The sequence below is a fragment of the Enterobacter cloacae complex sp. 394I7 genome (genome assembly GCF_057320345.1).
In genome coordinates this window covers 308,601-331,252 of sequence record NZ_JBXWCR010000002.1, presented here as the reverse complement: position 1 = coordinate 331,252, position 22,652 = coordinate 308,601, and the positions used below count along the sequence as shown (strand labels likewise).

The 22,652-nt window shown below is 55.2% G+C and carries 16 protein-coding genes and 3 tRNA genes; 9 read left to right on the top strand and 10 right to left on the bottom strand.

Annotated features, from left to right (window positions below):
• Positions 1–418: 418 nt before the first annotated feature.
• The 3 genes from AC2FAP_RS12645 to xni all read left to right on the top strand — a co-directional run bounded on the left by AC2FAP_RS12645 (position 419) and on the right by xni (position 4,015).
• The gene (locus tag AC2FAP_RS12645; protein WP_333061514.1) at positions 419–1,714 is read left to right on the top strand and encodes an HAAAP family serine/threonine permease; all 1,296 of its coding nucleotides are present in this window, start codon (positions 419–421) and stop codon (positions 1,712–1,714) included.
• A gap of 65 nt (positions 1,715–1,779) precedes the next feature.
• Positions 1,780–3,147 (top strand): L-serine ammonia-lyase, encoded by a 1,368-nt coding sequence (locus AC2FAP_RS12640; protein ID WP_020883793.1) that lies wholly within the window; start codon positions 1,780–1,782, stop codon positions 3,145–3,147.
• A gap of 112 nt (positions 3,148–3,259) precedes the next feature.
• Entirely contained in the window at positions 3,260–4,015 is a 756-nt protein-coding gene (gene xni, locus AC2FAP_RS12635) for a flap endonuclease Xni (RefSeq protein ID WP_020883792.1), read from the top strand.
• 57 nt (positions 4,016–4,072) lie between these two features.
• On the opposite strand, the gene rlmM is transcribed toward xni, so the two are convergent.
• The 4 genes from rlmM to AC2FAP_RS12615 all read right to left on the bottom strand — a co-directional run bounded on the left by rlmM (position 4,073) and on the right by AC2FAP_RS12615 (position 7,095).
• Entirely contained in the window at positions 4,073–5,173 is a 1,101-nt protein-coding gene (rlmM, locus tag AC2FAP_RS12630; RefSeq protein WP_025203351.1) for a 23S rRNA (cytidine(2498)-2'-O)-methyltransferase RlmM, read from the bottom strand.
• Positions 5,166–5,561 carry a DUF423 domain-containing protein gene (locus AC2FAP_RS12625; RefSeq protein ID WP_008499646.1) on the bottom strand — a complete coding sequence of 132 codons (396 nt, stop codon included), beginning with the start codon at positions 5,559–5,561 and terminating at the stop codon, positions 5,166–5,168. Before AC2FAP_RS12625 ends, rlmM begins: the two co-directional genes overlap by 8 nt.
• 39 nt (positions 5,562–5,600) lie before the next feature.
• Positions 5,601–6,518, bottom strand: a complete 918-nt coding sequence (gcvA, locus tag AC2FAP_RS12620; protein ID WP_014171433.1) for a glycine cleavage system transcriptional regulator GcvA — start codon at positions 6,516–6,518, stop codon at positions 5,601–5,603.
• A 349-nt stretch (positions 6,519–6,867) separates the two neighbouring features.
• A complete protein-coding gene (locus AC2FAP_RS12615; protein WP_003862759.1) occupies positions 6,868–7,095 on the bottom strand; it encodes a YgdI/YgdR family lipoprotein in 228 nt (75 codons plus the stop codon).
• Between the two features lie 202 nt (positions 7,096–7,297).
• Between AC2FAP_RS12615 and csdA the strand changes: the two genes are divergently transcribed.
• Both csdA and csdE read left to right on the top strand, forming a co-directional pair.
• The gene (csdA, locus tag AC2FAP_RS12610; RefSeq protein WP_449541297.1) at positions 7,298–8,503 is read left to right on the top strand and encodes a cysteine desulfurase CsdA; all 1,206 of its coding nucleotides are present in this window, start codon (positions 7,298–7,300) and stop codon (positions 8,501–8,503) included.
• The gene (csdE, locus tag AC2FAP_RS12605) at positions 8,503–8,949 is read left to right on the top strand and encodes a cysteine desulfurase sulfur acceptor subunit CsdE (protein ID WP_014171435.1); all 447 of its coding nucleotides are present in this window, start codon (positions 8,503–8,505) and stop codon (positions 8,947–8,949) included. Before csdA ends, csdE begins: the two co-directional genes overlap by 1 nt.
• Here csdE and tcdA read toward each other — a convergent pair.
• Both tcdA and mltA read right to left on the bottom strand, forming a co-directional pair.
• Entirely contained in the window at positions 8,940–9,746 is an 807-nt protein-coding gene (gene tcdA, locus AC2FAP_RS12600) for a tRNA cyclic N6-threonylcarbamoyladenosine(37) synthase TcdA (protein WP_006811804.1), read from the bottom strand. The two genes, csdE and tcdA, sit on opposite strands and share 10 nt — an antisense overlap.
• Before the next feature lie 76 nt (positions 9,747–9,822).
• On the bottom strand, positions 9,823–10,920 hold the full coding sequence (gene mltA / locus AC2FAP_RS12595) for a murein transglycosylase A (protein WP_025203349.1): 1,098 nt from the start codon (positions 10,918–10,920) through the stop codon (positions 9,823–9,825).
• Positions 10,921–11,129: 209 nt separating this feature from the next.
• On the opposite strand from mltA, the gene AC2FAP_RS12590 reads away from it, so the two are divergent.
• From AC2FAP_RS12590 to AC2FAP_RS12580, 3 genes are all read left to right on the top strand, one after another.
• Positions 11,130–11,206 (top strand) — tRNA-Met (locus tag AC2FAP_RS12590).
• A 44-nt stretch (positions 11,207–11,250) separates the two neighbouring features.
• Positions 11,251–11,327: transfer RNA gene (locus tag AC2FAP_RS12585), tRNA-Met, on the top strand.
• A gap of 44 nt (positions 11,328–11,371) precedes the next feature.
• A tRNA-Met gene (locus tag AC2FAP_RS12580) sits at positions 11,372–11,448 on the top strand.
• A gap of 87 nt (positions 11,449–11,535) precedes the next feature.
• On the opposite strand, the gene amiC is transcribed toward AC2FAP_RS12580, so the two are convergent.
• Entirely contained in the window at positions 11,536–12,789 is a 1,254-nt protein-coding gene (gene amiC / locus AC2FAP_RS12575) for an N-acetylmuramoyl-L-alanine amidase AmiC (RefSeq protein ID WP_020883787.1), read from the bottom strand.
• 227 nt (positions 12,790–13,016) lie between these two features.
• Between amiC and argA the strand changes: the two genes are divergently transcribed.
• Positions 13,017–14,348: an amino-acid N-acetyltransferase gene (gene argA / locus AC2FAP_RS12570; RefSeq protein ID WP_020883786.1), complete on the top strand. Its 1,332-nt coding sequence runs from the start codon at positions 13,017–13,019 to the stop codon at positions 14,346–14,348.
• Between the two features lie 34 nt (positions 14,349–14,382).
• Here the strand turns inward: argA and recD are convergent, their stop codons facing one another.
• The 3 genes from recD to ptrA are packed head-to-tail and all read right to left on the bottom strand — an operon-like array spanning position 14,383 to position 22,621.
• Positions 14,383–16,203 (bottom strand): exodeoxyribonuclease V subunit alpha, encoded by a 1,821-nt coding sequence (recD, locus tag AC2FAP_RS12565; protein WP_049023268.1) that lies wholly within the window; start codon positions 16,201–16,203, stop codon positions 14,383–14,385.
• Positions 16,200–19,742: an exodeoxyribonuclease V subunit beta gene (gene recB / locus AC2FAP_RS12560; RefSeq protein WP_049023267.1), complete on the bottom strand. Its 3,543-nt coding sequence runs from the start codon at positions 19,740–19,742 to the stop codon at positions 16,200–16,202. Before recB ends, recD begins: the two co-directional genes overlap by 4 nt.
• Positions 19,739–22,621 (bottom strand): pitrilysin, encoded by a 2,883-nt coding sequence (ptrA, locus tag AC2FAP_RS12555; RefSeq protein WP_020883783.1) that lies wholly within the window; start codon positions 22,619–22,621, stop codon positions 19,739–19,741. Before ptrA ends, recB begins: the two co-directional genes overlap by 4 nt.
• Between the last annotated feature and the right edge of the window lie 31 nt (positions 22,622–22,652).

The following is a 22,652-nucleotide window of genomic DNA, read 5'->3' as shown; positions in this document are numbered from 1 at the left end:
AAACTCTGATGCCACGCAAACGATTACCTCGTTTTTACAACCGTAAATTATCAGCCTTAAACTAAATTACCTGCCAGAAAATCCTAAAAACCCATTTCTTTACAGCGTAAGACACCTATCTTCGCGGGTGCTCTTTTAGCTCACATGTTGTTGATGGTAGCCTTCGCGCCCGTAAATCCTCTTCGATGTTTTTTTAATAGATAAATGGTCTAAAGATGCCCACATCAAAAGTGGATTATTGCAATTGGGATCGGGATCACTGATAGATTCATAACGAGAATGTATCTTTCCGCCCGCCAATAGTTACGGGCGAAAATTATTAAAAAACCGTCACTGAACGAATTTCATATTACCGTCAGGCACTTTTTCATCGGATTTGACTACAAACCTGACAATTTGCTTCCTCCAGGAGATACAGATGGAAACCACTCAAACCAGCACCGTTGCTTCGATTGAATCCCGAAGTGGTTGGCGCAAATCAGATACCATGTGGATGCTTGGCCTTTACGGCACAGCTATCGGCGCTGGTGTATTGTTCCTTCCTATTAACGCAGGCGTCGGCGGTCTGATTCCGCTGATCATCATGGCTATCATTGCCTTCCCGATGACCTACTTTGCGCACCGCGGCCTGACCCGCTTCGTGCTGTCCGGTAAAAATCCTGGCGAAGACATTACTGAAGTCGTTGAAGAACATTTCGGCGTGGGCGCAGGTAAACTGATTACCCTGCTCTACTTCTTCGCGATTTACCCTATTTTGCTGGTTTACAGCGTTGCAATCACTAACACCGTTGAAAGCTTCATGCTGCACCAGCTGCACATGACGCCACCACCGCGTGCCATTCTGTCTCTGATCCTGATTGTGGGCATGATGACCATTGTCCGTTTCGGTGAGCAGATGATCGTGAAAGCGATGAGCATCCTGGTGTTCCCGTTTGTGGCTGCACTGATGGTACTGGCGCTGTATCTGATTCCACAGTGGCACGGTGCCGCGCTGGAAACGCTCTCCCTGAGCAGCGCATCTGTAACCGGTAACGGCCTGCTGATGACCCTGTGGCTGGCGATCCCGGTGATGGTATTCTCCTTTAACCACTCACCGATCATCTCCTCCTTCGCCGTGGCGAAGCGTGAAGAGTACGGCGACGGTGCAGAGAAGAAGTGCTCCAGCATCCTGGCGCGTGCGCACATCATGATGGTGCTGACCGTTATGTTCTTCGTCTTCAGCTGTGTACTGAGCCTCTCCCCGGCGGATCTGGCGGCAGCGAAAGAGCAGAACATCACTATTCTGTCTTACCTGGCGAACCACTTTAACGCACCGGTCATCGCGTGGATGGCCCCTATCATCGCGATCATCGCCATTACCAAATCCTTCCTCGGCCACTACCTGGGCGCACGTGAAGGCTTCAACGGTATGGTGATTAAATCTCTGCGCGGTAAAGGCAAGAGCATTGAAGTCAACAAACTGAACAAGATGACCGCGCTGTTCATGCTGGTCACCACCTGGGCAGTTGCCACGCTGAACCCAAGCATCCTGGGCATGATTGAAACCCTGGGCGGCCCGGTTATCGCGATGATTCTGTTCCTGATGCCGATGTACGCGATTCAGAAAGTACCTGCCATGCGCAAGTACAGCGGTCAGATTAGCAATATCTTCGTGGTTATCATGGGGCTTATCGCTATCTCCGCAATCTTCTACTCCCTGTACACCATGTTCTGATTATCACCCGCGCCGTCTCAGGACGGCGCACTCCTCCCCCTCTGACTGAAAGCAATGGACGCATCATGATTAGCGTATTCGATATTTTCAAAATCGGTATTGGTCCTTCCAGCTCTCACACCGTCGGACCAATGAAAGCCGGTAAGCAGTTCACGGATGACTTGATTGCGCGCGGCATTTTGCACGACGTAACCCGCGTGGTTGTCGATGTGTACGGCTCTCTCTCCCTGACAGGTAAGGGTCACCATACCGATATCGCCATTATCATGGGCCTGGCAGGAAACCTGCCGGATACCGTTGATATTGATGCGATCCCTGGTTTCATCCAGGACGTCAATACCCACGGTCGCCTGCTGCTGGCAAATGGCGAACATGAAGTGGAATTCCCGGTTGATCATTGCATGAATTTCCATGCTGACAACCTGTCACTGCACGAAAACGGAATGCGTATTACCGCACTGGCAGGCGACAAAGCGGTATACAGCCAGACTTACTACTCTATCGGCGGCGGGTTTATCGTCGACGAAGACCACTTTGGTGAAACCAGCACATCTTCCGTTGACGTGCCTTATCCGTACAAAACCGCGGCGGATCTTCAGCGTCACTGCCAGGAAACGGGGCTCTCCCTTTCCGGCCTGATGATGAAAAACGAGCTGGCCTTGCACAGCAAAGCGGAACTGGAGCAGCACTTCACCAGCGTCTGGGAAGTCATGCGCGGCGGTATCGAACGCGGGATCACTACCGAAGGCGTTCTGCCCGGTAAGCTTCGCGTACCACGCCGTGCGGCAGCGCTGCGTCGTATGCTCGTGAGCACCGACAAAACGACCACGGACCCTATGGCGGTCGTTGACTGGATCAATATGTTCGCGCTGGCGGTAAACGAAGAGAACGCTGCGGGTGGCCGCGTGGTGACAGCACCGACTAACGGCGCCTGCGGTATCGTTCCGGCGGTACTGGCGTACTACGACAAGTTTATCCGCGAAGTGAACGCCAACTCGCTGGCACGCTACCTGCTGGTCGCCAGTGCGATTGGTTCACTGTACAAGATGAACGCCTCCATTTCCGGTGCAGAAGTAGGCTGTCAGGGTGAAGTGGGCGTCGCCTGCTCCATGGCTGCGGCGGGTCTGGCAGAACTGCTGGGCGCAAGCCCGACACAGGTCTGTATTGCGGCTGAAATCGGCATGGAACATAACCTGGGACTGACCTGCGACCCGGTTGCCGGACAAGTACAGGTGCCTTGCATCGAGCGGAACGCCATCGCCTCCGTGAAGGCGGTCAACGCCGCACGTATGGCGCTGCGTCGTACCAGTGAACCGCGCGTTTGCCTCGATAAAGTTATCGAAACCATGTACGAAACAGGTAAAGATATGAACGCCAAATACCGCGAAACATCTCGCGGCGGCCTGGCGATGAAGATCGTGACCTGCGATTAAGCCTTTCAGGAAGCCTCGTTTTGCGAGGCTTCTTCCTGTTTTCCCCGCCGCACATAGTTTCCCACCGCTGACAATGTTACCCTTCCCCCATTAAACAGAAGGGAGATTATCTGTGGCTGTTCATTTGCTTATCGTCGATGCGCTCAACCTCATTCGCCGGATCCATGCGGTGCAAGGTACGCCCTGTAAGGACACGTGTCTGCACGCGCTGGAGCAACTTATCCGCCATAGCGAACCGACCCATGTGGTTGCCGTTTTTGATGACGAAGCGCGTAACAGCGGCTGGCGACACCAGCGCCTTCCCGACTACAAGGCCGGGCGCGCACCGATGCCTGACGATTTGCATGCCGAAATGCCGGCCATTCGCGCCGCCTTTGAACAGCGCGGCGTTCCCTGCTGGGGAGCCCATGGTAATGAAGCCGATGACCTGGCCGCCACGTTAGCCGTCAAGGTCGCGAACGCCGGGCATCAGGCCACCATCGTCTCAACCGATAAAGGCTACTGCCAGCTGCTTTCGCCCACCGTCCGCATCCGCGATTACTTCCAGAAGCGCTGGCTTGATGCCCCCTTTATCGCCAGTGAGTTTGGCGTCTCGCCGGAACAACTTCCTGACTACTGGGGGCTGGCCGGAATAAGCAGCTCGAAGGTTCCGGGAGTGGCAGGCATCGGGCCGAAGAGTGCCGCCCAGCTGCTGACGGATTTTCAGAGTCTGGAAGGGATTTACGCCAGGCTGGACGAGGTCCCGGAAAAATGGCGTAAGAAGCTGGAGGCGCATAAAGAGATGGCCTTTATCTGCCGGGATGTGGCGACGTTACAGACGGATTTACAGCTGGACGGGAACTTGCAGCAGTTGCGCTTAGAACGTTAAATCGTTTTCAGATGAATCGCCCGGCAAGCAAAACGCCACCGGGCAATGTAACGCGTATTATCGCTCGTCGCGACGTCCACCGACAGCAGCCCACCAGCGACGAATGTGCACCGTCACTTCTTCGCGGTCGTGATACAGCTGGCGCGCCTGAATCTCCACGTTAATGCCGTGCTCATCCATTTGCGCCTGGATATAGGCCAGGTTTTGCGAGACTTCCTCATAGCGCTTTTTCATCGGCAGCTTGAGGTTAAAGATAGTCTCACGGCACCAGCCGTTCACCAGCCAGGAGGCCATCAGCGCGGCCACTTTTGCCGGCTTCTCAACCATATCGCATACCATCCAGGAGATGTTGTTGCGGGTGGGACGATAGCGGAAACCATCTTCACGCAGCCAGGTGACCTGTCCGGTATCCATCAGGCTCTGGGCCATCGGGCCGTTATCAACCGAAGAGACCCACATGTTGCGTTTCACCAGTTGATAGGTCCAGCCGCCCGGACACGCGCCGAGATCGACCGCGTACATGCCGTTCGCCAGACGCTCATCCCACTCATCCGCCGGGATAAACACGTGGAACGCCTCTTCCAGCTTCAGGGTCGAACGGCTTGGCGCATCTGAAGGGAATTTCAGCCGCGGAATGCCCATGAAGAAGGGAGAGTTGTTGTTGGTGTAGGAGTAACCCGTATAGCAGCAGCCGGGGGCGATAAAGAATATATGCACCACCGGACGTTTTGGCGTTTCGTAGTTTGTCAGCACGCCTGCGTCACGCAGTGCAGCGCGCAGCGGTACGGTGAACTTACGGCAGAACTTCATCAGCTCTTTGCTTTCGTTGGTGTCCGCGACTTCAACACGCAGCTCGCCACCCTTTTCCACGACGCCCTGCAGCATACCCACAACCGGCGTGATGCGGTCTTCCGGCGGAAGATCTTTTAACAGTTCACCGGCGACAAACATCTGGCGAGCGAAGATCAGTGAGCTGAACGGCAGCTCACGCGCGAGTTTATCCGCATCCTCAGGCTGATAGCACTCGAATACGACGTAGCCGGCATTATCTTTAACGCGTGCAAAGCCAAAGACTTCGCGCTTCGCCGCTTTATCAGTAATTTCCGCGGCGCACTCTTTCTCAAACCCCGGGCGACAATATAAAACAACCTTATTCATGAACAACGCCCTTGCGTTTCAGACGGATGGCTCCGATAAACATTAATACCCAACCTGCCAGGAAGCTGACGCCGCCAACAGGTGTAACAAACGCCCACAGGCGTAAATGCGAAAGCGCCAGGCAGTACAGACTACCGCTGAACAACACGGTGCCTAACGCCAGGAATACGCTGCTCCAGTAAAACCAGATGCTGATGCGGCGCTGCATTGCCACCGCCAGGCCAAAAATCGCCAGCGTGTGGAATGCCTGGTATTCAAGGCCGGTCTGGATCCAGCCCATTTCTACCGCCCCCAACGACTTGCTTAATACATGTGCGCCAAAGGCGCCCAGTGCAACAAAAATAAAGCCACTCACCGCGGCAAAAATCAGCATGAATCGGCTGGTCATGTTTAAATCCTAAAGTGATGCGTGCCCGGCACACAAAAGTTACTGTTCATACCTGAAGCGGAATTTTTCTTGCTCACTCGCCGCTTTCGCCAGAATCCACTGTCGGAAAGCGGCTATTTTACCCAGTTCTGCCTGACTGTCATGACAAACCAGATAAAACGCGTTCTTGCTGACCAGCACATCATTAAATGGACAAACCAGACGGCCTGCCTCAATTTCGGACTGCGCCATGACGTTATTCGCCAACGCCACGCCTTGCCCGTGAATGGCAGCCTGTAACACCATTGCGCTGTGGCTAAAAATGGGGCCCTGCTGCACGTTTATATGATTAAGACCTAATTGACGGGTATAAGTTTGCCAGTCACGGCGAGAAGCATCATGTAAAAGCGTATGTCGCGCCAGGTCAGCGGGGGTCTTCAGCGCCTTTTCGCCCGTTAAGAGCAGCGGTGAACAGACCGGCAGCAGATATTCTGCGTATAATTTTTCGACACGCAAGCCTGGCCAGTTACCGCGGCCATAAAAAATGGCGACGTCCACATCATCGGCCAGCTTGTCTTCCTGACGGTCCACCGCCTGGATTCGAACGTCGATTCCCGGATAAGCTGAGTTAAAGCTTGTGAGTCTTGGCACCAGCCACTGAATGGCAAAACTGGGTAATAAACTTACCGTCAACGCGCCTTTTGCACTGCGGGCCTGCAGCTTGCGCGTGGCTTCCGTGAGCTGGGAAAAAATCTCTTTAATATCCTGAAAATAGCTCTGCCCCTCTTCGGTCAACAGTAATGAACGGTTGCGCCGACGGAACAGCTTAAGGCCCAGGAAATCCTCCAGAGACTTGATTTGGTGACTTACTGCGGCCTGTGTCACAAAAAGCTCATCGGCTGCGCGCGTGAAACTCAGGTGACGTGCTGCTGCATCAAAAACACGTAATGCATTTAGGGGTGGCAATCGCTTCGACATGGTTATCTGGCTTAGATGTTAACGAGATTTAACAAACAGGAAACAATGTTTAACCTATTAGTTTTTTTTATCTGAGCCATTATAATTTGTCCGTTGAGGAACTACCAGCAAATACCTATAGTGGCGGCACTTCCTGAGCCGGAACGAAGAGCTTTTTTCGGAATGCGTGTTCTGAAGGGCTTTTGGCTTACGGTTGTGATGTTGTGTTGTTGTGTTTGCAATTGGTCTGCGATTCAGACCACGGTAGCAACGCTACCAATTTTTCACTTCCTGTACATTTACCCTGTCTGTCCATAGTGATTAATGTAGCACCGCCAATTTGCGGTGCTTTTTTTTCGCCTGCGATCGATTAATGCTCGATTTCTTTCATTTCCTTCACGTCAGTGCGATTAATCTGCTGCTTATTCCCGTTCGCATCTTTATACGAAATCATACCGGTGTCGTTATCGGTTGTCGGTTTCCCTTCAGAGACGATAGAACGGCCATCGTTAGTATGCATTACGTAGTTGTTACCGGAACAGGCGCTCAGGGCAAAGGTCAACGCACAGGCAGAGATAATGGCGGCTGTCTTTTTCATGCTTATTCTCCTTTAGCAATTAATGCTATTCAAACATCGATTTATAACAGGCTTAAACATTCACCTAACCTTATTTAGCATAACCTGCTTTTTCAGAGTCGCCAGGATAAGTAAGGATTAGCAGACAAATCTGATAGATATCAACCTCCTTGCCCTGCCGATGAAATTGCGCGACGATCTCACTATTGAGATGAGGAATTCCATGAACGCTTTCAGTCCCGCGCAGTTTCGCGCACAGTTCCCGGCGCTGGCCGATGCCGGTATTTACCTTGATAGCGCTGCCACCGCCCTTAAGCCTCAGGCAGTCATTGAGGCGACGCAGCAGTTCTACAGCCTGAGCGCCGGGAACGTGCACCGTAGCCAGTTTGCCGAAGCACAGCGATTAACCGCGCGCTATGAAGCCGCACGCGATCAGGTCGCACGCCTGATCAACGCCGAAAGCGGGAAAAACATCGTCTGGACGCGAGGCACAACTGAAGCCATTAACATGGTGGCCCAGTGCTATGCGCGCCCGCGGCTAAAGCCCGGCGATGAAATTATTGTCAGTGAGGCAGAACACCACGCCAACCTGGTTCCGTGGCTGATGGTGGCTGAGCAAACGGGCGCGCGCATTGTGAAACTGCCGCTGGGTGCAGATCTTCTGCCAGACGTAGCGCGCTTATCTGAATTCATTACCCCCCGCAGCCGCATTCTGGCACTCGGACAAATGTCGAACGTCACAGGGGGTTGCCCGGATCTGGCTCTGGCCATCGACGTGGCCCACGCCAACGACATGGTGGTGATGGTCGACGGTGCCCAGGGCGTGGTGCATTTCCCCGCTGATGTACAAAAGCTGGATATTGATTTCTATGCCTTCTCAGGACATAAGCTGTATGGCCCAACCGGGATCGGGGTGCTGTACGGAAAACCGGTCCTGCTGGCGCAAATGACGCCGTGGCTTGGGGGAGGAAAAATGATCACCGAGGTGACCTTTGAGGGCTTTAAAACTCAGGATGTCCCTTACCGTCTGGAAGCCGGAACGCCGAACGTCGCAGGCGTCATCGGCCTCAGCGCCGCGCTTGAATGGCTGGCTGAAACGGATATCGCTCAGGCAGAACGCTGGAGCCGGGGTCTGGCGACGCTTGCAGAAGAAGCGCTGCAGAAACGTCCGGGTTTTCGATCGTTCCGCGTGCAGGACTCAAGCCTGCTGGCCTTTGATTTTGCCGGCGTTCATCATAGCGATATGGTTACGCTGCTTGCCGGGTATGGCATTGCCCTGCGTGCCGGCCAGCACTGCGCGCAACCATTACTGGCCGCGCTGGGTGTTAGCGGTACGCTGCGTGCGTCGTTTGCGCCGTATAATACGCAAAGCGATGTGGATGCGCTGGTTGATGCCGTTGACCGCGCCCTTGAAATACTGGTGGATTAATGACGAGTTCAGCGTTAGCCGAACATCCATTTGGCACGGTTATCACAGAAGAGACCTTAAAACAGACTTTCGCCCCGCTGTTGCAATGGGAAGACAAATATCGCCAGCTGATCCTGCTCGGCAAGCAGTTGCCGGCGCTGTCAGACGAACGCAAAGCGCAGGCGAAAGAGATTTCCGGCTGCGAGAACCGCGTCTGGCTGGGATGCACGGTATCCGGTGAAAAACTGCATTTCTTTGGCGACAGCGAAGGGCGTATCGTTCGCGGGCTGCTGGCGGTACTGTTAACCGCCGTGGAAGGGAAAAGCGCGGCGGAGCTGCTGACGCACTCGCCGCTGGCATTGTTCGATGAGCTGGGGCTACGGGCGCAGCTCAGCGCCTCGCGCGGTCAGGGCCTGGTCGCACTCAGTGAGGCGGTACAGGATGCCGCGCGTCAGGCTCAGGCCTGACGTTCCGCCTTCGCCATCATTTTCTTCAGGGCGTGAGAGACGGCTACAAAGCCGAAAGAGGCGGTCACCATGGTGGCCGCACCAAAGCCTGAGGCACAATCCATCCTTTTTGGCCCTTCCGCCGTGCTTTTCATCGCACACACCGAACCGTCAGCCTGCGGGTAGACTAAGGCTTCAGTCGAAAAGACACAGTCAACGCCCAGCTTGCCTTTACTGTTTTTCACGACGTTAAAATCGCTTTTTAAGCGCTCGCGCAGCTTGGCCGCCAGCGGGTCCTGAATCGTCTTTGCCAAATCGGCCACCTGAATCTGCGTGGGATCGATTTGCCCGCCAGCCCCCCCGGTGGTAACCAGAGGAACCTTGTAACGCCGACAGTAGGCAATCAACGCCGCTTTTGGACGCACGCTGTCGATAGCGTCGATGACATAGCTGTATCCTTTACTCATGTATTCGGCGACGTTATCTGCCGTCACAAAGTCATCAATCACCGTCACGCGGCATTCCGGGTTAATCAGGCGAATACGCTCCGCCATCACCTCAGATTTCGCCAGCCCGACGTTATCGCGCAGGGCATGGATTTGACGGTTGGTGTTGGTGACGCAAACGTCATCCATATCAATCAGCGTGATCGCGCCAATGCCGGTTCTCGCCAGCGCTTCCGCCGCCCAGGAGCCAACACCGCCAATCCCCACGACGCAGACATGCGCATCCGCAAACAGCTGCAGGGCTTTTTCACCATATAGACGTGCCGTGCCGCCAAAACGCTGACGCCAGGCATCGCTGATTACTACAGACATAAAACCTCAGATGTCAAAAGGGTGAGGTTATTCCTCACCCTTCTCTGTTAATTCAGTACGACTCAGAATACCACAATCAGCCGCTGAATACGTTACCGCTGCCAGGGGCTGCCTTGAGCACCCATACGCGCCCATAGTGGTTATACCAGCCTGCACGGTGCCCCGCATCCGGGCCAATGCCCTGATAAATATCGAAGTGCTGACCTTTAATCGCACCGCCGACATCCAGCGCGACCATCAGACGTAGCTCGTACTGACCGTTAAATTTGCCGTTGTTATCCAGCAGAGGCACTTCCGCCAGCAGCGTGGTACCCGCAGGAATAATAGAACGATCCGAAGCTACCGAGGCGCGGCCAATCAGTGGAACGGCACTCGCCCCTTTCACTGGCGCAAAGTTTTGCGGTTTAAAGAAGACAAACGACGGGTTCTGTTCCAGCAACTCACGCACTTCGGCTTCGCTGTGTTTTTCACCCCACTCGCGGATCGCCTGCATCGACATGTCTTCTTTTTTCACTTCGCCTCTGTCGATCAGCACTTTACCAATGCTGCGATAGGCATGACCGTTTTTACCGGAATAACTGAAGAAGTTCAGGGGGGAGCCATCGCCAAAGTCGATATAGCCGCTGCCCTGAACATCCATGATGAAGTTGTCCATCAGCGAGTTGCTGTAGGCCAGGACGTAGTTTTCGCTCAGCGCACCGGAGTAGATCTCAGCGCGGGACGGCAGACGACCGCGTTTAGGCGGCATTCGGTAAATGGGATACTGGAACTCGCCCTGACGCGTGTGTCGCGCCTGGATAACCGGGGTGTAGTAGCCGGTAAACTGGACGTTACCATAGTTATCCGCCCCTTCCATCTGCCAGGCGTCGATACCAAACTGGCGCATATTGCGCGTATCACCGCCCGCGCGCAGCCAGTCCTGTACCGCGTTATAAACGCTGCTCTGTGAGCCATACAGACGTGGCGACGCGTTGCGGATCTGGTAAACCTGCTCGGAAAAGTCTCCTGCGTTGATCGGTGCGCCAACGGCATCAGGTTGATTAACTAAAGAGAAAGGCTGGGATAGCTTCCCGTCTTTATACTGTTGACCGCGATCGGTCGGTTTAGAAGAGCAGGCCGCAAGAATGGCTACCATTGCCCCTGTCATTAGATACTTCGCCCAACGTCCTTTCATTATATCTCGTCTTAAAGTTGCCCATTACCGCGTGATGAAGATAACAAACCCACTGTTCTAAAGAAACGGAATCACATGCCCTTTGGCAAATTCTGAGCAAAAAATAGTCCAAATATCGCAACGCCGTTCAATTTACATACAAAGTTAATGATTTATGTGAAAAAGGGGTTGCATCACAAACCTAACCGAGTATAGTGCGCTTCCACGGACGCGGGGTGGAGCAGCCTGGTAGCTCGTCGGGCTCATAACCCGAAGGTCGTCGGTTCAAATCCGGCCCCCGCAACCAATTAAAATTTGATGAAGTATCTTCTACGACAGTAGGAAGACGGACGCGGGGTGGAGCAGCCTGGTAGCTCGTCGGGCTCATAACCCGAAGGTCGTCGGTTCAAATCCGGCCCCCGCAACCAATCAAATTTGAAGAAGTAAGTTTCTACAAGAGTAGAAAGACGGACGCGGGGTGGAGCAGCTTGGTAGCTCGTCGGGCTCATAACCCGAAGGTCGTCGGTTCAAATCCGGCCCCCGCAACCAACACTTCTAAAACAATAAACACCCTTCAGGGTGTTTTTTTGTATCTGCGGTGTGTGAAACTGCCGGGCGGTTACCCGGCGCACTCAACTACCCAAGCCTTGCCAGCGTCGCCCCATCTGAGAAATACGCCCGGATCCCTGCCAGAATCGACTCTGCCACTTCCTGCTGGAATTTTGCCGTCCTGAGCTTACGCTCCTCTTCCACGTTACTGATAAACGCGGTCTCGACCAGAATCGACGGAATATCCGGGGCCTTCAGCACCGCGAACCCGGCCTGTTCAACGCTGTTTTTGTGCAGCTTATTAACATTGCCTAGCTTGCCCAGCACCGCTTTACCAAATTTCAGGCTGTCGGTGATGGTCAGCGACTGCACCATATCAAACATGGTGTGGTCGACATAGCGGTCGCCACTTTTGCTCACGCCGCCAATCAGGTCCGAGGCGTTCTGAGAGTCAGCCAGGAATCTTGCGGCGGTGCTGGTTGCCCCTTTAGTCGAGAGCGCAAACACCGACGAACCGCTCGGCTGGCGGCTGGTAAACGCATCGGCATGGATCGAGACGAACAAGTCTGCACGCTGCTTCTGGGCTTTCGCCACGCGGACTTTCAGTGGAATAAAGACATCTTCGTTTCGCGTCATATAGGCGCGCATATTGCCTTCTTTATCGATCAGCGCCTTCAGCCGGCGGGCGATTTGCAGCACCACATCTTTTTCCCGGGTACGATATTTCCCCACTGCGCCCGAGTCTTCGCCGCCATGGCCAGGATCAAGCATGATCACAATCGGGCGATCGCGCCCTGCTTTTCCGGGCTGCGGACCGCTCTGGGCCGGTGGCACCTGCTTCTCCAGGTTGCCCTGGTTGTAGTCTTCCAGTAATGCCAGCAGCGGATCCTGAATATCCGTCGCATTCGCCGGATAGAGATCCATGACCAGACGCTCTTTGAACGTCGCAACAGGTGCCAGGGCAAACAGCTGCGGTTTAACGTTTTGCTTCAGCTCAAACACCATGCGCACGGTTTGCGGATCAAACTGACCCACGCGCGCCGATTTGATAAACGGATCGTCGCCGCGGATCTGCGCCGCCATTCCCTTAAGCACAGAGTTGAGGTTAACACCTTCGAGATCCACCACCACACGCTCAGGATTGCTGAGGGCAAATTGCTTATATTTCAGCACCCGATTGGATTCTACCGTGACGCGTGTATAGGTCGACGACGGCCAGACGCGCACCGCCACCACCTGACTGGTGGCGGCAAGACCCACCTGGCTGACGCTAAGCAACCACATCGCCCCTGCCCCTTTTAACAACCGGCGGCGGCTTATTGCTGAATTGGATCCCGACATGCTTCTCCCGAGCAAGAAAAGTGATTGATTTACAAAATCGCTAAATTGACCGAAAACTTTAACGAATGACGCATAAACTGTCATCTATAAAAGGGTAAACATTCATACGCTAACGCACGGATTACTTATCAATTTCTGTGGGTCGCAGAAAATTTAGGCTTGCACACACGGCCACAATCGAATAAAAATACATAAATTACGAATAAACATTCATTAAGGGTTGTGTCATGGTGAAGGAACGTAGAACCGAACTGGTCCAGGGATTCCGCCATTCTGTTCCCTATATCAACGCCCATCGGGGAAAAACGTTTGTCATCATGCTCGGCGGCGAAGCCATTGAGCATGAAAACTTTTCCAGCATCGTCAATGACATTGGCCTGCTGCACAGCCTCGGGATCCGCCTGGTTGTGGTGTATGGCGCGCGCCCGCAGATTGATGCCAACCTGGCCGCGCATCACCACGAGCCGATTTACCATAAACATACCCGCGTCACGGATGCGAAAACCCTTGAGCTGGTGAAACAGGCGGCGGGTCTGCTGCAGCTGGATATCACCGCTCGCCTGTCGATGAGCCTTAACAACACACCGCTGCAGGGCGCGCACATCAACGTTGTGAGCGGCAATTTTATCATCGCTCAGCCTCTCGGCGTGGACGATGGCGTGGACTATTGCCATAGCGGACGTATTCGTCGTATCGATGAAGAGGCCATTCACCGCCAGCTGGACAGCGGTGCCATCGTGCTGATGGGGCCTGTGGCAGTGTCCGTAACCGGTGAAAGCTTTAATCTCACCTCAGAAGAGATTGCCACTCAGTTGGCCATCAAGCTGAAGGCGGAGAAAATGATTGGGTTTTGCTCTTCCCAGGGCGTCGTGAATGATGAAGGGGTGATTGTGCCAGAGCTCTTCCCGAATGAGGCCCAGGCTCGCGTAGAAGCGCTGGAAGCCGAGGGGGATTACCACTCGGGTACCGTGCGTTTTTTGCGCGGTGCCGTGAAGGCCTGCCGCAGTGGCGTGCGTCGTAGCCACCTGATCAGCTATCAGGAAGACGGTGCCCTGCTGCAGGAACTGTTCTCCCGCGATGGTATCGGCACCCAGATTGTGATGGAGAGCGCGGAGCAGATCCGTCGCGCCACCATCAATGATATTGGCGGAATTCTGGAGCTGATTCGCCCACTGGAACAGCAGGGCATTCTGGTTCGGCGCTCCCGCGAACAGCTGGAGATGGAGATCGACAAATTCACCATTATTCAGCGCGATAACCTGACCATTGCCTGCGCCGCTCTCTACCCGTTCCCGGAAGAGCAGATCGGAGAAATGGCCTGCGTGGCGGTGCATCCTGACTACCGGAGCTCTTCACGGGGTGAAATGCTGCTTGAGCGCGTGGCGGCTCAGGCGCGTCAGATGGGGCTGAACAAGCTGTTCGTGCTGACTACGCGCAGCATTCACTGGTTCCAGGAGCGCGGATTTACACCGGTGGACATTGAATCACTGCCGGAGAGTAAGAAAGAGATGTACAACTATCAGCGCCGGTCAAAAGTGCTGATGGCCGATCTGGGATAATACGAAGCCCTCACCACCCGGTGGGGGCTATCGCTTAAAGGGATTCAAATATCGCGCTCAGGCCGCTTCGACGTTCCGTGCGGGTGGCAATCGCCTGTAGCAGTACGCGCTCATCGGCATACAGCGACAGGCGCTGACGCGCGCGCGTAATGGCGGTATAAATCAGTTCGCGGGTAATAACGGGCGAAAGCTGTGTCGGCAGGATCAGCGCCGCATGGTTGAACTCGGAGCCCTGAGACTTATGCACCGTCATTGCCCAGGCCGTTTCATGTTCAGGCAGACGGCTGGGCTGAACGGACTTCACGCTTCCATCCGGCATCTGGAACCAGACGCGCAGCCCCAGTCCACGATCGAGGGCAATCCCGATATCCCCGTTAAACAACCCCAGCGCGCTATCGTTGCGGGCGATCATCACCGGGCGTCCCTCATACCAGCGCGAGTGCGGGGTGCGGTGGATTTTGCGTTTCTGGCCCAGCAGCTGTTCGAACCTGTCGTTCAGACCGCTTACGCCAAATGGCCCTTCCCTCAGTGCGCACAGTAGCTGATACTCGCCAAAGGCGGCGAGCGCCTGTGCGGGCGTGCATTGCTGTTGTACACCCGTCAGGAAATGCTGATACCCCTGCAGGGCGTCATCAAGCATCGCCTGATACTCTTCCCCGGTTTGCAGCGATTTTTTCTCGATATCGGTGAATTGACCGTCAAATACCGCACAGGTCATCTGCCGGTCGCCTCTGTTCACAGCCGAAGCCAGCTGACCGATGCCCGAGTCGCTGCCGAAACGGTAGCTTTTTTGCAGCAGGCACAGGCTGTCGCGCAGCGCCCCCGCCAGGGAATGGTTTTCACTGGCGAGCGAACAGCCGGTCAGACGGGACAGCTCCTCAGCGCGTTCAGCGGTATATCCCAGGCTTGCATAAGTGCAGATATCTCCCAGCACCGCCCCGGCTTCCACCGAGGCAAGCTGGTCGCGATCGCCCAGGAAAATGACGCGGGCGTGCGCTGGCAGAGCATCAATCAACCGCGCCATCATCGTCAGGTCGATCATTGACGCCTCATCCACCACCAGCACATCCAGGTGCAACGGGTTACCGGCGTGATAACGCAGACGCTGGCTTCCCGGCTGAGCACCCAGCAGCCGGTGCAGCGTGCTGGCTTCGTTTGGGAAAAGGGCAAGCTGCTCCCCGGTGAGTGGCAACTTCTGCAGCGCACCACCTAACGACTCGGTCAGGCGTGCCGCCGCTTTGCCGGTAGGGGCCGCCAGACGAATACGGCACTTTTGCTCACCCGATAACTGAATCAGGGCGGCAAGCAGTTTGGCCACGGTGGTAGTTTTACCGGTTCCCGGGCCGCCAGAGATGACGGAGATCCGCCGTGTTAAGGCCACGGCCGCCGCCACTTTCTGCCAGTCTGTCGCCTCAACAGAGGTAAACAAGGTATCCAGCGTTTGCCGCAGTTGGTCTTCATCGCAGGGAAGAGGCGCATTGGTCTCGCTGAAAAAACGCGCGACCGCCAGTTCATTACGCCACAGTCGGTTGAGATACAAACGATCGCCCGTCAGGATCATGGGTGTCTGGCTATCGGCTGCGCTGACGGCAGGCGAACGGTGCAACACCGTCGGCCAGTCCACGGATTCTCCCAGCAGTGCAAAACAGGACTGCAGGGCCGCGGGCATTTTCTCATCCATCGCCAGACGCGAAAGCGGCAGGCAAACGTGCCCTTCCCCTGCGTCTTTACTCAGGATGGCAGCGGCGAGCATCACGGCAGGCTCATCACCGGACACCATCATGGCGAACTGTACGTCCAGGTGGCGCAGTAGTCGCTGTTCTACCGCTTCCAGCAACAATTCCTGCATCGTCATGCCACTTCCTCCGTGTTTGCTGCAAATAAGTTATCCATTTTCTCAATCAGTGCCGCATGCGGGCGTGTGCTAAAGATGCCTGAACGCGGGTCAGCCGCATCCACACCGCGCAGGAAAAGGTAAATCACCCCACCAAAGTGCTCTTCGTAACGGTAGTCAGCAATGCGATGGCGCAGATAACGATGCAGCGCCAGAGTATAGAGCTGGTACTGCAGATCGTAGCGATGCATTTGCATGGCGGATGCCATCGCCTGCTGGGTGTAGGCTTCGCTGTTCTCACCCAGCCAGTTTGATTTGTAATCCAGCAGGTAGTAGCGCCCTTCGTGACGGAAAACCAGGTCGATAAAGCCTTTTAACATCCCCTGCACCTGGCGGAAGTTCAGCGGCGGGCAACCGGCGGACAACGGGTCATACTCGCGGATCACCGCATCAAGCACGTCAGCCCGCAGCGGGCTGGCGATGGGAAGGTAAAACTCCATCTCCACCTGTTTATCTTTGGCGGTCAACTGGCTGAGAGAGAGGCCCTCTGCCGTGAGCGGGGCGTGCAGAATAGCGCGGATCCACTCGGTGAGGACCGGCTGCCATTGTGCATCATAGCCCCCACTCTGTAACATCTTCAGGACCCATTCGTCAGAGACAGGATGGGTAAAATCCAGCTCTTCAAACAGGCTATGCAAAAAGGTTCCCGGTGACGCGCCGCGTGGAAATTGATGCGGCGTAAGCGCAGGCTCAACCGGCACGCTACCGGCTCCGGCGGCATCAATATCCAGCTTTGGCATCAGGTCCTGCGCAATGCTCTGCCCGTGCTGCTGTAACCCGGAGTAGCTGGTAACGCGCCAGTCGTCGGCAATGGTGCGCAGAATCTGCCGGGCTTCCAGTTCAGATTCCCGCCAGTCCGGCATCTGCCAGCGGCTGTTATCGGGTGGCGACGGAATGTGCAGGGCAACATGCTCGCCGCACAGCGACTCGATGCACTGGCGCAGCCCGGCAGCATCTTTGGGCTCGCCGAGCTGAATGAGTCGCCCCAGCGCGCTCAGGTGGAAATCGCTCTCCCCCGACTTGTCGCCACGACGGCGAAACAGCGGCGCCACGCCCAGGCTGCAGTGCCAGACCGAACGGGTCAATGCCACGTAGAGCAGGCGTAAATCTTCCGCCAGACGTTCGGCCTCGGCCAGCTCAACGCTGGACTCCGCTTTACTGAGATCGAGCACCGCGTCGAACGACTCGCGATCGTGGTAAAAGGCCTGATCCTGCACGCGGTAATTGGCGATAAACGGCAGCCAGACCAGCGGATACTCCAGGCCTTTCGACTTGTGAATCGTGACGATCTGTACCAGATGTTTATCACTCTCAAGACGCATCTGCTGGCTGGAGGCGTTGCTGTTTGGGTCGGCAATCTGTTGCGCCAGCCAGCGCACCAGAGCATGTTCGCTTTCAAGCTGCGTGCCCGCCTCCTGCAACAGCTCACTGATATGTAAAATGTCGGTCAGACGGCGTTCACCGCCTGCTGTCGCGAGCATATTCTCCGCAAGGTGTCGCTTCGCCATGAGCTCACGCACCATCGCCATCACACCGCGCTTCTGCCATCGTTCACGGTAGTGAACAAACTCTTCGACGACCGCATCCCATGCGGCTTCGTCATTATTGAGTGCATCAATGTCACGGGCGTTCAGACCGAGCATGGCGCTGGCTAGTGCACTGCGAAGCGTACTTTCGCGCTCCGGGGACAGCACGGCCTGAAGCAGCCACAACATCTCCTGTGCTTCCAGAGTTTCAAAAACGCTGTCACGGTTTGAGAGGTAAACGGACGGGATGTTCAGCAGGGTAAGCGCATCGCGGATCAGCGACGCCTCCTGACGACTGCGCACCAGCACCGTGATATCAGAAGCCTTCACGGGGGCTGACTCATTTTCCTTCCACAACAGCGCCTCGCCACGCGCACCAGCGCTGAGCCAGTCACGGATCTGCGCGGCACAATGCTGGGCCATGGCATTTTGATAGTCCGCGACGCCACAGCCTTCACCGTCAAGCAGCCAGAAGTTCATGGCGGGCTGCGTCACCCCGTTGAATTCGAAACGCAGCGAGCTGTTTTTTGCGGCAAACTTTACCGGCTGAAAGGGGATCTCACGGAACATAAACGCCGTATCCATGCGGCTAAACAGCGCATTGACGCTTTGCACTATGCCCGGGGAAGAGCGCCAGTTGGTATCCAGCGTATAGTGCGCCTCTACCTCACTGCGGGCCTTCATGTAGGTGAAAATATCCGCACCGCGGAAGGCGTAAATGGCCTGTTTCGGATCGCCGATTAACAACAGCGCAGTGTCGGGCTGTTGTCGCCAGATGCGGCGGAAAATACGGTACTGCTGAGGGTCCGTATCCTGAAATTCGTCAATCATCGCTACCGGGAATCGGGTGCGGATCGCGCAGGCAAGGGCTTCGCCGTTTTCACTGCACAGCGCCGCATCAAGGCGGCTCAGCATATCGTCAAAACCCAGTTCGCCACGGCGACGTTTCTCACGTGATACGGCTTCGCGAATTTCCGTCATGGCGCGGGTGATCATCAGGTCATTGAGCGTGAGTGGCTCAGCGAGCAGCGATTCAATCGCAACAAACAGAGGATGCTCAGGCACAATGCCGTCGGCTTTAGTCCGCTCAATCAAAAAACGCTGCGAGAATTTCTCCAGTGCGTCCGGAAGCTGATAACCGCGCGTCTCTTCCTGCGCCCAGGCGCTGATCTTCTCGATCCATTTACCCTGGTTGCCGCGGTTAAATTTACGTCTGTCGATCCCGGAGTTTTCGATGATTGCCTCAATCTCACCGACGGACGCATTCCATTGTTGCTTGAGCGCAGCAATTTTTCCGACGATCTTTTCATGACGTGAAGCCAGCGTTTCGTCTGCAGGTGGCGGGGATTTGATAACCGGCGCTTCGCCCTGAAGATAACGGTCGATAGCGCGAAGAAGCTCTTCGGGACCTTTCCACAACGCATGGACCGCTTCAGCGATATCGCGCGATAAAGGGTAACAGTGGCGACGCCAGAAATCCGCACAGGCCTGATAGCGAAGCACAGATTCATCTTCAATGAGCTGCTGTTCAAACAGCATTCCGGATTCAAACGCATTCAGGCTCAGCATGCGCTGACAAAAACCATGAATGGTGAAAACGGACGCTTCGTCCATCTGCCGTTCCGCCAACAGCAGCCACTGGGCGGCCTGTTGCTTATCTGCAATCTCTTCAAGAAGGTTGGCGTAGAGAGGGTTATCCGTGGTCTGGCGCAGGCAGGCGATGCGCAGCTCATGAATATTGGCACGAATACGACCGCGCAGCTCAGCGGTAGCGGCCTCGGTGAAGGTGACCACCAGCAGCTCTTCCACGCTTAACGGACGTGGAAAAGCGGCGTTACCACCAAGCCCTAACAGAAGACGCAGATAGAGCGCGGCGATGGTGAAGGTTTTTCCCGTTCCCGCTGAGGCTTCAATCAATCGTTCACCCTGTAGAGGTAAACGTAAGGGATTAAGGGGCTCAGCGGTATCGGTCATTCTTTCTTACTCCAGGGCATAGATTGCTGCAGCGCGCTGACGCTCTTCCAGATCGTCCAGCCTTTGGGGTTAACGTAGTCCGTTTTCCCGTTCTGACTACCGGAAACCTGCGACAGAATCGCCATTCCCTGCGGTTTAACCACCGCCTGGTGGAAGAAATCAGCAACCTTCTGCGGCGTCAGCTGTTTTATCTCGGCCACTACTTTATCACGCGAATCAAATTTCAGATTACCGCGATCAAAATCTTTGCTCAGTTGTGATGCTTCTTCACCCAGCGTCTGCGGCGGCTGCATCACCTGAGCGATGACGGCCTGCTGAATCTGAGCAAACTCCTCCGGCTTCATCGCCCGCAGCTTCGCTTCCGCCTGTGGGAAGAATGCCTGATAACGCTGCCAGAGATAAGCAGGCTGTTTATCACTGCTTTGCAGCAGGAAGCCCAGCCCCCACTGGCGACCCACGTTCATGGAGAAGGCAAAGACCGCGTAACCAAGCTGCTCTTCTGTACGCAGCTGGTTGTAGAACCACGGCTGAATAATCTGCCCCAGCACCGCACTCTGCGCGGTACTGGTGAATTCATCATAACCCGTGGGTACAAACACAGCGGCCAGGGCTGAATCCGTGCTGTTACCCGCCTTTTCAAAAATCACATTCTGTTTTTTCTCAACCAGTACGTCCTGGTTGCGGCACCACTCGTCGCCTTTCGAACCAAGCTGCGTACGGACATTTTCTGCCAGTGTTTTGGCCTGTACGTCACTCATGTTTCCGACGATAAGGAACTCCGGACGCGTGTTCGTTTTCAGCGCATCACGATACGCCAGCACATCTTTTAAGGTGATAGAGGGCAGCAGCGCCCGGCGATCTTCGCGCTGGAAATAGGGAATTTGCGAAAGCATTTGCGTCGGCATGAGCGCCAGGTCATACGCTTTACCCTTCTCGGCAGAATCCATCATCTGCGCATACCAGGATTTGGCCTGCTCAAGTTGCTCTTCCGTCGGGGTATAGCTGAAATAACCTTCCAGTAACGCCTGGAACAGCTGCGGCAGACGCTGGGTGTAGCCGTTGGCATTGACCATCAGACCGTTATTGGCGTTGGTCGAGAAGCTTATCCCGCCGACGGCCGCCTGATTGCTAAGCTGATCGAGTGCGATACCGGCAAGATAGTCATTGAGCGCAAACATCACCTGATTTTTAGCGCTGTTCATTGCTTTTGGGTTACGCAGAACCACGCTCACATCGGCTTTCGGTTCACTCGCGAAATAGCGGCTTGGCGTATACACCACGCGCAGCGTCGGCTCGTCAACGATAAGTTCCGGGTGCGGATAGGCTTTCGTGGTTTTAATCAGCGAGAAATCATCCGGAATGTAGGGGTTCAGCTCCGGCAATTTAAGCGCGATCTCACCGGCCTTTTTCTGCCAGTCGGCGAAGGTCTGGTCACTGATTTTATCCACCTGGTAAGGGGCATCGACAAAATAGGCCATTTTGTTATGCGGTTCGTTCGGGCTGATATACCAGACGCGGGCATTCTGCGGCGTCATCATCGCCAGACGGGCTTTTACCGCGTCGGCGTCATACTGGTCGGCAATATTGACCGCGTCGAGGGTATGTTCCACCGGCACACGGATCATGGTATCGGCCAGCCATTCAACGTAATCCATGTCGCGGGTAATGGACGGATAACGGAAATCGAGATCCAGCACGTGCGCCAGTTCATCAAAGTAACGTTTATCGACGCCTTTATCGCGCAGCAAAGAGAGGTAGCTGAAGATAGCCGCCACGACGTCATCACGGTGAGCCAGACCTTTGTCAGTCAGGGTGGCGGAGATCGCCAGCACGCCGCTGTTGCCGTTCACAACCGGATCGGAGTCGGCACGGATACCTTCCACCAGCCCTTGTTTTTGCAGCCAGTCAGAAAGTGTTCCCGGGCTACGGTTGCCAATCAGGTAGGTGACCAGTTCATCGGTTTTGCTGCGAAACTGCGCCGTATTGTTATCAATGCGGAACTCAACGCGTAACACTTTACGCGGCAGTGCAGGAACGTAGTGGATAACGATCCCTTTTTGCGCGTCCGTGACCACAGGAACGTTTATCTGCGGCAGGTCGATATTTTTATTCGGTACCCGGCCAAACGTCTGTGCCGCCATGCTTGCCAGCTCAGGCAACGGTTTGTTGCTGTAGATGACCGCTTTCATCAGATTGGCGGAGTAGTATTTATCGCGAAAGGCATGCAGGGCATCCAGCACCGGGCTGTTCGGTTTATCGCTCAGCGTCTCCAGATTACCACCGGAAAAACGCGATCCCGGGTGCGCCGGGTTAATGGTTTCTGCACTCACCTGCGCCATACGCATCCCGTCTCGCGTACGGGCAAGGGTCAGTTCAGCATTAACGGCATTGCGTTCGCGGTCAGCGTATTTTTTATCCAGCAGGGGAGCCGCGATAGAATCCGCCAGACGATCCACTGCACCTCCCAGCGCATCATTCTCAACTTCGAGATAGAAGGCTGTACGGTACGGCGCCGTGCTGGCGTTGTGGCTGCCGCCATGCATTTTGAGAAATTCGGACAGGCTATCTGGCTGGGGGTATTTTTTGGAACCCATAAGCGTCATATGTTCCAGATAGTGTGCAAGCCCAGGGTGGGCTTCCGGATCTTCCAGCGACCCAACCGGCACCACCAGTGCCGACAGGGATTTCACCGCCTGCGGATCGGAAACCAGCAGCACAGTCATCCCGTTATCAAGGCGAATAGCCTGATACTGACGGGTATCTTTTTCGCTCTTACGGATAGTTTCCTGAATGGGTTGCCAACCGGAGCCTGCCTGAGTGAAAGGTGCCCAAAGGGCGACAAACAAAACAAACGCTTTGAACAAGGTGCTGCCTGGCATTACGACCTCTTTATCACGGCTACATCATTAA